The sequence below is a fragment of the Campylobacter concisus genome, assembly GCF_015230035.1.
GTDB lineage: Bacteria > Campylobacterota > Campylobacteria > Campylobacterales > Campylobacteraceae > Campylobacter_A > Campylobacter_A concisus_BK.
This window is the reverse complement of sequence record NZ_JAAKZD010000017.1, coordinates 18865-30018: the sequence shown is the minus strand read 5'-3', so window position 1 is coordinate 30018 and position 11154 is coordinate 18865. Positions and strand designations below refer to the sequence as shown.

At 40.4% G+C, this 11154-nt stretch carries 9 protein-coding genes and 1 pseudogene; 1 reads left to right on the top strand and 9 read right to left on the bottom strand.

Annotation, left to right across the window (positions count from 1 at the left end; translation table 11 throughout):
* The 4 genes from G6W41_RS09475 to G6W41_RS09460 all read right to left on the bottom strand — a co-directional run.
* The coding region (locus G6W41_RS09475) for a cache domain-containing protein (protein ID WP_194171358.1) at nucleotides 1–1246 on the bottom strand (1246 nt) is incomplete at its 3' end.
* A 129-nt stretch (nucleotides 1247–1375) separates the two neighbouring features.
* Nucleotides 1376–2146 (bottom strand): basic amino acid ABC transporter substrate-binding protein, encoded by a 771-nt coding sequence (locus G6W41_RS09470; RefSeq protein ID WP_194171357.1) that lies wholly within the window; start codon nucleotides 2144–2146, stop codon nucleotides 1376–1378.
* Nucleotides 2147–2157: 11 nt separating this feature from the next.
* A complete protein-coding gene (locus tag G6W41_RS09465) occupies nucleotides 2158–2886 on the bottom strand; it encodes an amino acid ABC transporter ATP-binding protein (RefSeq protein WP_194171356.1) in 729 nt (242 codons plus the stop codon).
* A complete protein-coding gene (locus G6W41_RS09460; protein WP_012140157.1) occupies nucleotides 2879–3589 on the bottom strand; it encodes an amino acid ABC transporter permease in 711 nt (236 codons plus the stop codon). Before G6W41_RS09460 ends, G6W41_RS09465 begins: the two co-directional genes overlap by 8 nt.
* A gap of 148 nt (nucleotides 3590–3737) precedes the next feature.
* Between G6W41_RS09460 and putP the strand changes: the two genes are divergently transcribed.
* Nucleotides 3738–5225, top strand: coding sequence for a sodium/proline symporter PutP (gene putP / locus G6W41_RS09455; RefSeq protein WP_021092063.1), 1488 nt, complete (start codon nucleotides 3738–3740; stop codon nucleotides 5223–5225).
* A gap of 48 nt (nucleotides 5226–5273) precedes the next feature.
* Here the strand turns inward: putP and G6W41_RS09450 are convergent.
* The 5 genes and pseudogenes from G6W41_RS09450 to tyrS all read right to left on the bottom strand — a co-directional run.
* Nucleotides 5274–5507, bottom strand: a pseudogene (locus G6W41_RS09450) (tRNA (adenosine(37)-N6)-threonylcarbamoyltransferase complex transferase subunit TsaD); the annotation flags it as partial.
* A gap of 21 nt (nucleotides 5508–5528) precedes the next feature.
* Nucleotides 5529–7397, bottom strand: coding sequence for a bifunctional tRNA (5-methylaminomethyl-2-thiouridine)(34)-methyltransferase MnmD/FAD-dependent 5-carboxymethylaminomethyl-2-thiouridine(34) oxidoreductase MnmC (gene mnmC / locus G6W41_RS09445; RefSeq protein ID WP_194171355.1), 1869 nt, complete (start codon nucleotides 7395–7397; stop codon nucleotides 5529–5531).
* A complete protein-coding gene (locus tag G6W41_RS09440) occupies nucleotides 7394–8854 on the bottom strand; it encodes an N-acetylmuramoyl-L-alanine amidase family protein (RefSeq protein WP_194171354.1) in 1461 nt (486 codons plus the stop codon). The genes mnmC and G6W41_RS09440 overlap by 4 nt, the downstream gene beginning before the upstream one ends.
* A complete protein-coding gene (locus G6W41_RS09435) occupies nucleotides 8851–9942 on the bottom strand; it encodes a nitronate monooxygenase (protein WP_004317256.1) in 1092 nt (363 codons plus the stop codon). Before G6W41_RS09435 ends, G6W41_RS09440 begins: the two co-directional genes overlap by 4 nt.
* Nucleotides 9943–11151, bottom strand: coding sequence for a tyrosine--tRNA ligase (gene tyrS / locus G6W41_RS09430; protein WP_194171353.1), 1209 nt, complete (start codon nucleotides 11149–11151; stop codon nucleotides 9943–9945).
* Between the last annotated feature and the right edge of the window lie 3 nt (nucleotides 11152–11154).

The following is an 11154-nucleotide window of genomic DNA, read 5'->3' as shown; positions in this document are numbered from 1 at the left end:
GATCACTACCTACTTTTGCTTCAAGAACATCAAGCATTTTATTTAGAACATTTTTAAGTTCTACTAGTTTTGGGTTAGCTGGGTTTTCTGTGATCCTAGCTTTTAAATTTCCTTTTTCTATCTCTTTTGCTGTTGATACTGATTGATTAACAGCAGTAGCATCTTGATTAGCAGTATCTTGTATCTTTTTGATGTTTTCGTTTATGAGCTCTGCCATAACACCGAATTCATCTTTAGAATTTATATATATAGGGTCTGCTTTATTTGTCTTATAGTTAAGTAGATCAAAGAAAGATAGTAGGCCTGTTTTTAGTTTGAGGATGATTTTTAGGAGGTATGAAGATAGATAAAGCGAGAGCAATAATCCTAAAATAAGCACCACTACAAGCACACCAACAGATGCATATGCAAGTGAGTTTAGATCCTCTAAAAGCTCGTCTTTATCAAGCTCACCGATAAGATACCAGCCCATATTTTTGATATATTTTGAACCAATCAATAAATTTCTGCCATCTTTTTCTAGTGATACATAGCCACCATTTTCATTGATTAGCTTTTTAAGATTTGCTTCGCCTACTATATCTTTTAGATTACCACTTACGTCTTTGCCGATCTTAATGTCGCCTTTTCCATCGACAAGTAGAAATTTACCGCCACGACCTATCTTTTGTGACTGGACAAAATTTACTATCTCGCTTAAATTTACGCCAGTTGCTGCGATGCCATAAAATTTATCATCTTTTTGAACTTTGTAGTTTATATACATCATTATCTTGCCGCTGCCGTCTTCAGCCTTGTTGATGTCGATTAGGCTTGGGCTGCTGCCATCTTTTAAGGCGTAGTACCATTTGTCATTTTCTGGATTAATGACCTTTAAAATTTTATCTTCAACGTAGTAGTTTAGGGTTCTATCTGAGCCAAACATTATTGTATCTAGCTTTAAATTTTTAGCAAGAGTTTGAAAATAGTCAAACAAGACCTTTCTGCCGTGCTCGTCCTCGCCATTTTTAACCCAGTCTATTAAAAAGCTATTTTGAGTTATTTGATAAGAAGCGTCGATTATCTTATCGATGTAAGATTCTATTTTATAGCCAACTTCATTGACAGCAAGTGGAAATTCTTTACTTTCGACCCTGTCGGTATATAAATTTTTAGCCATGTTATAGGTCACAAGACCAACCACACTAACACAAACCAAAAGCATGACACTTAGCACAAGTGCCGTTCTCATCCTGAGTGATTTCATTGCGTTCTCCTTAAATTAAATTGACAATTTTATTACAATATATTTAAATAATATTTAATTTTATAAATTAGAAATTTGTGAGATTTTTTGCAAGAAGCATTTTTGCCTCTTGCAAATTTATATTAGGATTTACTTTTTAAGGTCGTATTTAGCGAGCATTTTGTCAAATTCGCCAGATTTTTGTAGCTCTTCGATCACAGCATCTATCTTTTTGATAAGATCAGTATGTTTGCCCTTATCAAATGCCATCGCAAAGCCCTCTGTACCGTCAGGAAGTCTCAAAAACTCCTCTAAGTCTGGATTTTGTTTTAAAAACTCAACACCTATCGGGCTGTCAGTAAGCACAACATCGATTTTGCCGGCATTTAGTGACATTATAGCTGCTGCTACATTTTCAGCTGGGATTGACTGAGTTGTGATCTTTTTAGCTGCATCCTCTTGAAGCGTGCCAACTTGAGCCGAAATTTTCTTATCTTTAAGGTTCTCTTTATTTACATCTGAGCCTTTTTTGCGGATAAATAAATTCTCTGAAAAATAATATGGCTTAGTAAAATCAACAGACTTTCTTCTCTCATCAGTTGCGCTCATGCCGCTTATCGCGATATCTATCTTGCCAGTTTTTAAAGCTGGTATTAGCCCATCAAAACTCATATTTGCAACGTCAAATTTAATCCCAGTTTTTTTAGTGATCTCATTTAAAAGATCGATCTCAAAGCCAACGATTTGATTTTTATCATCAAGATACTCAAATGGAGGATAATCAGCACTTGAACCCACCTTATAAACTACCTCTTTGCTAGCCTCTGGCGCATTTGCAGCTGTTTTTTTGCCACTATCATCACCACAACCTATAAAAAAAAGAGCTAACCCTAACGCTAGAAATTTTAATAAATTTTTCATTTTACTCCTTATTAGTGATTTAAAATTTTACCTAAAAACTCTCGCAGACGCTCGTGCTGCGGATTTGTAAAGACATTTTTTGGCGTGTCATCAACTGCTATCTTGCCTTTGTCCATAAAGAAAATTCTATTTGCTACGTTTCTTGCAAAGCCCATTTCGTGAGTTACAACAAGCATCGTTATGCCCTTTGCTGCGACATCTTTCATGATATCAAGCACCTCGCCGATCATCTCAGGGTCTAGCGCGCTCGTTGGCTCGTCAAACAGTATCACTTCTGGATCCATTGCTAGGCTTCTAGCGATTGCTATACGCTGTTTTTGACCGCCTGAGAGCTTGTGCGGATAGGCAAATTTCTTATCGCTTAGCCCAACGCTCTTTAGCAGCTCATCTGCCCTCTTCTCGGCACTCTCTTTGTCTAAGATCCCAGCTTTTATCGGAGCTAGGGTTAAATTTTGCAAGACGTTTTTGTTTGCAAAAAGGTTAAAGTGCTGAAACACCATGCTCACTTTTTGGCGAATTTTATTTATGTCTGATTTTTTATTGAGGATATCTTTGCCGTTTATCTTGATATGCCCACTATCTGGCTCTTCAAGGCGGTTTATGCAGCGCAAAAATGTACTTTTTCCACCGCCACTTGGGCCAATTATCGCTATAACTTCGCCCTTTTTGATATCTACACTGATGTCATTTAAAACACGCAAATCGCCATAGCTTTTGTTTAAATTTTTAATCTCAATCATGGCGATTTAGTCTCCTCTCAAGTAGTTTCACCAAAAGGGTGAAAAATTTAACGCTCACGTAATATACAATGCCAGTAAAAATGACTGGCTCTGGGCTGTAAAAGACCGCTTGAAGGCTCTTACTTTGCATCGTAATATCAACGACGCTTATGTAGCCAACGACTGAGGTCTCTTTAAAAAGCGATATAAACTCATTTGCAAGCGCTGGCAAGATATTTTTAGTAGCTTGCGGAAAGACTATCTCACGCATCGAAACGTAGTAGTTTAGCCCCATTGCCCTAGCTGCCTCCATCTGACCTTTATCGACGCTATTTATGCCGCTTCTTACGATCTCAGCAACGTATGCCGAGCTATTTAGTCCAAGTGCAATCACAGCGACGTAGAAGTTATCGCTCCAAGTGGCAAAAATCACCACTGAAAATATTAGAAGTTGAAGTATTACAGGCGTTCCACGCAAGATGTCGATATACTCATCTATGACGAAATTTAAAACCTTGATATCTAAAAATTTAATAAAAGCTAAAATAAATCCAAGTGTGATGCCTATAGCAATACCGCCTATCGTAAGGCCAAGTGTTACTCCGTAACTTTTGATATATGCGATCTCTTGCGCCTCGCTAAGATCTCTTGGATAGAAAAAGTATGTTCCAAGTGAGACAATTATTATAAAAAATAGAAATTTGGCTAAATTTTGAGCGTTCAACTTCATCCTTTCTTTAAAATGTAGCCTTAAATGATACGAAAAAAAATATATCATTTTGCTTAAAATTTTTTAAGGAATAAGCCCGCTCATTGAAATTTAAATGAATTTATAATAACATAAGCGTTTTATTTTATTTGAAAGGAATTTTATGAGCTTTGGGTCTTATTTAGCCATCGCCATCTATTTTGGTTTCTTGCTCTTTATCGGACGATATTTCTACGATAAAAACGCAAGTATGAACGAGTATCTGCTAGATAACCGTCAAATGGGTCCAGTCGTCACCGCACTTAGCGCTGGCGCTTCTGATATGAGTGGTTGGATGCTACTTGGCGTGCCCGGGGCCTTATACGCAACTGGCGTTGCAAATGTCTGGATGATAGCTGGTCTTATCGTGGGAGCGTACTGCAACTACTTATTTCTAGCAAAAAGGCTTAGGGTCTATACTGAGGTCGCGAGCGATAGCATCACGATACCTGATTTTTTGGAAAACCGCTTTAAAGATAGGACTAAAATTTTAAGGATCATATCTGGCCTTATCATTTTGATATTTTTTACCCTTTACGTAAGTAGTGGCATCATCGCTGGCGGCAAGACTTTCGAGAGCTTTTTTGGCTTAAAATTTGCATACGGAGCGGTCTTTACGCTCATAATCGTAGTCTTTTACACATTTTTTGGCGGGTTTAAGGCTGTTAGCATAACTGACGCATTTCAGGGGCTTTTGATGTTTTGCGTCCTAGTCTCGATCCCAGTTGTGGCATATCTAAATTTAGACCTGCCAAGCGATACAAATTTGATAAAAGAGATAAGCAGGCTTGATGCAAATCACCTAAATCCATTTAGAGACCAGACTTTCTGGGGCATTTTGGGCCTTCTAGCTTGGGGCTTTGGCTACTTTGGACAGCCACATATCATAGTTAGATTTATGGCGATACGTGACTCAAAAGAGCTTGCAAAGGCAAGAAGGATCGGTATCGGCTGGATGACGATCGGCCTACTAGGTGCTATCATGAGCGGACTTATCGGCTTTGTCTATTTTAGCCAAAGAGGCGGATTAAGCGATCCTGAAACAGTATTTTTAAAGCTTGGTGAGCTACTTTTCCCACCATTTTTTATAGGTATCATCATCTCAGCCGTGCTTTCAGCGATCATGAGTACCATCTCAAGCCAGCTTTTAGTCACATCAAGCTCGGTCACAAAGGACTTCATCTTTGCCTTTTATAAAAAAGAGGTGAGCCAAAGCACGCAAACAGCGATCAGCCGCTATGCAGTCGTGGTCGTGGCTATAATTGCCACCGTACTTGCCTTTATCTCTACAGATAACGTTCTAAATGTCGTTGGCAACGCTTGGGCTGGATTTGGCGCGAGCTTTGGTCCGGTACTGCTTTTTAGCCTTTACTGGAAACGTATGAGCGCACTTGGAGCGCTTGCTGGTATGATAGCTGGCGGTGCGACCGTGATATTTTGGATAACATCAGGGCTAAATGCCTATGTTTATGAAATTTTACCAGGCATTTTAACCTCAAGCCTAGCCATCATCATGGTCAGTATCTGGGGCGACGCGATAAATAAAATGACTAGCGAGCCACACGAGCAAGTGATAAAAGATGAATTTGAAAAGATGAAGACAAGGCTTTAAATTTAAGCATGGTGGCTAGCTTTAGCCACCATCAAATTTACTCTAATTTTAAATTTCTATTTTCTTAAAACTAACCCTTGGATTTATAGTTAGCTTATCATGCGAGATAAACTCATTTTTTAGGTATTTCTCACGTCCAGCTCTTGCTATCATCAGCGCATTATCAGAGCAAAACGCAAGTGGAGCTAGCAAAAGCTCGCACTCATTTTTTTGGCAAAGAGTTTCAAGCCTTTTGCGTAAATTTAAATTTGCGCTCGCTCCGCCAAAGCGTTTGAAATTTCTATGAGATCAAACTTGCTAATTTTATACATTTAGTCCTTTTTTAAGTTTTCTTATCAAAAACCTAGCAGGATGAAGCTCGTAAAATAGCGATCTTTCTATGCAAAGTGGGCGATCAAGCACAAGATCTGTTATCAAATTTGCTCCAAGTATCGCCGTACCAAGGCCGCGCGAGCCGTGAGCGAAATTTACAAAGAGATTTTTTTCGTAGCTTGCTTTTGGATTATTATCTTTATTTTTACTCCAAAATAGCCCTTTGTAGTTTTGCTTGTAAAACTCCTCGTCGTGCAAAGCGCCGATTATTGGAAATCTATCTCCGCTGTAACTTCTATATCCCACACGTGAGCCTATGATGATAGCTTTTGACGTGTCAAAAAACTCACTCACATCGCTTAAATTTTTAGCGTTATCCTCGTCTTTAGGCGTGTCGCAAATTTCATTTCTAGCGTAGGTTGCGCCGATGACTTGCACGCCTTTTACGGCTGGGCAGATGTAGCCTTTTGCGCTTAGTGGTAGCTCATTTTTTAGCACTGGTTTTAGGTGCGTGACTTGACCTCTTACGCTGCTTATTTGCATGTCATAGTCTTTAAATATCTCGCTACTTTTACTGCCTGTGCAAAAGACCAAGATATCAGCCTCCAAGCTTTTTTTATTTTTAAATTTAACGTCTATCTTGCCATTTTGCAGGTGCGTCCTGCTCTCATACTCGTAGTTAAATAAAATTTCAAAGTTGCTTGATAGAAATTTACAAATTTCTTTTGGTCTAGCATAAGCCGACTCTTTTATAAATATCCCAGGATATGGCTTTAAACTCTCATCAAATTTAAAAACATCCTCCGCACTTTGATCCTGCCACGATGCGTATCTTTTAATGAGCTCATCATCGAACGCATAGTCGATGCAGCCATTAAATTTGATGAGACTTTTTGGCAAATTTGCCTTGTAAAATCTCACTGCTTGCAAAAATGCATTTATGTGCATGCGGCCTAAATTTACCCCAGGCTTCGTAACTAGTGGCATCAAGGCGCCGCAGTGATTACCTGAGCCATTTGTCGCGACCTCACTCTTTGCCTCGGCGATCACCACTTTAAAGCCATTTTTAGCTAGCTCACCAGCTGTGGCAAGCCCAGCCACACCTGCTCCTATAACAAGCGCTGTTTTGCCTTTTACGCTGGCAACTGGCTTGCACCTAGCAAACCAAGCGTCCTTTAAATTTTCATCCTTTTTCTCTAGCACGGCGCTACTCATCTGGCGTTTTCTAGCGTAGCCCTCTTTTAGGCTCAGCAAAAAGCCAGCATTTTTTAGCCCATCTTTTACCATTTTTGCGCACGAGTAAGTTCTAACTATGGTGCCAACCCTGCTTAGCCTTGCGATCTGCTTAAAGACGTCTTCGCTCCAGATCGAGCCATTTTTGCTTGGGGCAAAGCCGTCTAAAAACCAGATATCAGCGGTAAAATCAAGCTCAGGCAAAATTTGATCTGCCTCGCCGTAGCAAAGATCAAGGGTGATATTTGGAGCGAAATTTATGCGGTGTATGCCTGAGATCAGCGGTGGATAGAGCGAAACTAGCTTTTTAGCATAGGCTTTAAAAAGGCCTAAATTTTCATAAATTTTTAAAAGATCTTCTTTTTTAATAGGGCTTTTTTCAATACTAACGAAGTGAAGTTTTTTGGGGCTACTTTTAAATTTCTTACAAAGTGTGAAGAAATTTAGCCCAGCGCCAAAGCCAGTCTCAGCGACTATAAAGCTATCTTTGCTCTGCCAAATTTCATCAAGTGCGCTCGCAAAGACAAATTCACTCTCAAGCCAAGGTTTATCGGTGTTAAAGTAGATGTCGCCAAACTCTTCGTTAAATGGAATTTGCCCTTTAAAGCTCAAATTTGCATTTTTCATCTATTTTTTGCGAAATATCCATCTATGCCGTTTGCGATGCCGTTTGCAAGTGCTTTTTGATAGGCCTCGTCAAAGAGTTTTTCGCCCTCGACTGGATGTGTGATGTAGCCGATCTCGACTAGAACTGCCGGCATAAGAGCGCCCACGAGCACCCAAAATGGCGCCTCTCGCACGCTGCCGTCGCTGGCTGCATAGACCTTTCTAGCGCTTGCTAAAATTTCTTTTTGAATGTCGATACCAAGCTTGTTTGAGGCGATGATCTTCTCGCGGTTTAGCACGTTTAGAAACGTTTGCTGTGAAAAGTAGTTCATCTCTTCGATGTCTGATTTGTTTTCAAGTGCGGCTGCGTTTTTGCTGCGCTCACTTCTTGCAGGCGATAAGAAAAATGTCTCGATGCCGTGCATGCTCTTTGCTTTAGCAGCGTTTGGAGCGGCGTTTGCGTGGATGGATACAAAGAGGTCAGCCATCTTGTCGTTTGCAAATTTCGTTCTTGATCTTAAATTTATAAAAACGTCAGTTGATCTAGTGAAATAGACCTTGTAGCCACGAGATTTTAGTATCTCGCCAAGCTTTTTGGCTACACCTAAAACGGCTGTTTTTTCTTTTAAACTGCCATTTACCGCACCAGGGTCTGTGCCACCATGCCCTGGGTCGATGACGATCGTTTTGTTGCGTGAAAACTTACCCGCAGCAACTGGAGGCAAAGGCTCTTCTACTGGCTCACTTTGTGCTGGCTCGCTCTGTACTGGCTCAGACTTTAAATTTGGCTCTACTGCGCTTTGTGCTGGCTTTTCATTTTTATTTTTAAGCTTATGAAGTGGTGCTCTTACACTTTCATTTGAGATGAAATTTTGAGCGCTGATTATTAGCAAATCCCCAGTCGCATTTGCCTTTATCGTCTTTTGCACCTTGTCAGAAAAGATGATCCTGACGGTGTTTTTGTCATACTGAGAGATGTGGATGTAGTCTGAGATGAAATTTTTATAAGTTAGTGGGTTGCCATTTAGCCTGCCATCGATGTCCATGATATTTTTGTAGGCATTTTGCTGTTTGGCAAACGATGTTTTTAGCCTTGCGGTATCTAGCTTTGTGTTAAATTTAAGCACCAAGGTGTCATTTACCTTTGTGGCACTTAGTAGCGTTAAAGTTGGCGAAACCGCTGGCGCGCTGGCACCTTTTACGCCGTTTATCGCATTTAGGTCTCTTATATATGCGCTTGAGTCAAAGCCAAGCGCCTTTGAGCTTGTTATTAGCCTAGTAAGTGCCTGCTTTTTCGTATTTTTGTCGTTTTTAATGATCGCATCAACATAGATATTTTTTATATCATTGTGAAGCTTTATCTTTGCACTTCTGCTTGAGCCGGCAAAATTCTTATCAAATTTGGCAAAAGTCTCTGAATTTGTCGCCGCAAAAAGAAAACTAAAAGCAAGAAAAAAGAGGATTATCGCCCGTTTCATTCACCATGTACCAGCTTATGCATTAGCTCTTTTACGCTTATTAGCTCTTTTAGTTTATAGCCATTTGCCCCTGTGAAAAATAGCCCGCTCTCTTTTTTGCCGCTATATGCGTCAAATAGCCTATCCGCGATGCAATACCCAACCTGCTTTGCTTCTTTGCCTCTTTGACAAGGGCTCACGCAGTTGCTTATGCACTGGATCTTTGGACCCATTCTTTTATCGACTAAATTTATCAAATTTGTTCTTATCCCGCGAGCTGGGTAGCCAACTGGGCTCTTTATAAGCTCAATGTCTTTTTCTTCAGCTGCTAGCAAGACCTCTTTAAAGCCAATATCAGCGTCGCACTCGTGGGTGCCGATGAAGCGTGTGCCCATCTGAACGCCATTTGCTCCAAGCGATATCGCCTTTTCGATGTCGTTTTTATCCCAAATTCCACCAGCTGCGATGAGAGGGAAGTCGCCCCACTCTTTGATCTCAGCTTTTACCTGCGGGATGAGATTAAATAGTGAAAACTCAGGATCAAGGCACTGCTCGTATGTAAAGCCCTGATGGCCGCCACTTAGCGGTCCTTCAAGCACGACAGCATCTGGCAAGCGCTCATATCTTTGAAGCCAGCGCTTACAGATTATCTTTAGTGCTTTTGCGCTTGAGACGATCGGCACTAGTGCTATCTCTTTAAAATTTTGTGTAAATTCAGGTAAATTTGTTGGCAAGCCTGCACCAGATACTATGATATTTATACCAGCCTCGCAGGCGTCTTTAACCACCCTTGCGTAGTCGTTTGCAGCATACATTATATTTACGCCAAGTGGCAAGTCACCACAAATTTTACGTGCGTTTTCTATGACTGCTCGAAGTCCTCTTGTGGAGTAGAAATTTTCGCTTCCAAAAGGCTTTGCATTTAGCTCTTTATCTATAAATTTGCGATTTTCATAGTAGCCTGTGCCAACTGAGCTAATTATGCCAAGACCGCCTTCTAAGCTCACATTGCCAGCTAGTTTGTCCCAGCTGATGCCAAGCCCCATACCGCCTTGAAATATCGGATACTTTATCTCATATTTTCCTATTTTTAATGGCTTTAACTCCATTTATTCAACCTTTATCTTCGCAAATTTACGCTTTCCAACCTGCAAGATATACTCGCCTGCTCCTAATTTTAACTGCTCATCACTAATTTTTTCTTGATTGACGCTAACTGCATTTGCTTTTATATCTCGCCTTGCTTGAGAGTTTGACTCACTTAGCCCACACTGAGATAAGGCCTCTACTATCCAAATCGGCGCTTTTAAACTAAATTCTTTCATATCTGTTGGGAGCTGATTTTGAGAGTGAACGCTGTTAAATTCAGCCATAGCAGCCTTAGCAGCCTCCTCGCCGTGATACCTCGCTGTTATCTCGTATGCAAGATCCTCTTTTGCCTTTTTTGGATGATATTTGCCACTATTTACGTCATTCATCAGCTCTTCTATCTCGCCAAGTGTTTTTGTGCTTAGTAGCTCGTACCAGCGCCACATAAGCTCGTCACTTATGCTAAGCGTTTTTGCAAACATATCATTTGCATTTTCAGTTACGCCGATGTAGTTGCCAAGGCTCTTACTCATCTTATTTACGCCATCAAGTCCCTCAAGAAGTGGCATCATGATGACAGCTTGCTCTTTACCAACATTATATGTGCGCTGCAATGTTCTACCCATTAGAAGGTTAAATTTCTGATCCGTGCCGCCCATCTCGATATCGCACTTCATAGCAACGCTATCATAGCCTTGAAGAAGCGGATACATAAACTCAGAGATTGATATAGGATTACCTGCTTTTATCCTCTTTTCAAAGTCATCTCGCTCTAGCATTCTAGCTACTGAAAATGTGCTAGTTAGCTCGATTATCCCAGCAGCTCCTAGCTCATTTGACCATTTTGAGTTAAACATTATCACAGTTTTTTTAGGATCTAAAATTTTAAAAACTTGCTCTTCGTAAGTTTTTGCATTTTTTAAAACAGTCTCTTGATCTAGCTTTTTTCTAGTGGCTGACTTGCCTGTTGGATCGCCTATTTGAGCGGTAAAATCGCCTATCAAAAACTGCACGATCGCGCCATGTTTTTGAAGCAAAGCCATCTTGTTTAAAACGACTGTGTGACCTAGGTGAAGGTCTGGAGCTGTTGGGTCAAAGCCCGCTTTTACGTAGAAATTTTCGCCTTTTTCATAATAATTTTTAACCAAATTTTCAACTCTCTCAGCATCGATCATCTCGGCAACGCCGCGGTTTATCTCTTGTAAAATATCATCTATATCTTGAACCATTTT

Coding starts and splice junctions, on each gene's coding strand:
- G6W41_RS09470 (WP_194171357.1), bottom strand. CDS start 2,146: ATGAAAAATTTATTAAAATTTCTAGCGTTAGGGTTAGCTCTTTTTTTT.
- G6W41_RS09465 (WP_194171356.1), bottom strand. CDS start 2,886: ATGATTGAGATTAAAAATTTAAACAAAAGCTATGGCGATTTGCGTGTT.
- putP (WP_021092063.1), top strand. CDS start 3,738: ATGAGCTTTGGGTCTTATTTAGCCATCGCCATCTATTTTGGTTTCTTG.
- mnmC (WP_194171355.1), bottom strand. CDS start 7,397: ATGAAAAATGCAAATTTGAGCTTTAAAGGGCAAATTCCATTTAACGAA.
- G6W41_RS09440 (WP_194171354.1), bottom strand. CDS start 8,854: ATGAAACGGGCGATAATCCTCTTTTTTCTTGCTTTTAGTTTTCTTTTT.
- G6W41_RS09435 (WP_004317256.1), bottom strand. CDS start 9,942: ATGGAGTTAAAGCCATTAAAAATAGGAAAATATGAGATAAAGTATCCG.
- tyrS (WP_194171353.1), bottom strand. CDS start 11,151: ATGGTTCAAGATATAGATGATATTTTACAAGAGATAAACCGCGGCGTT.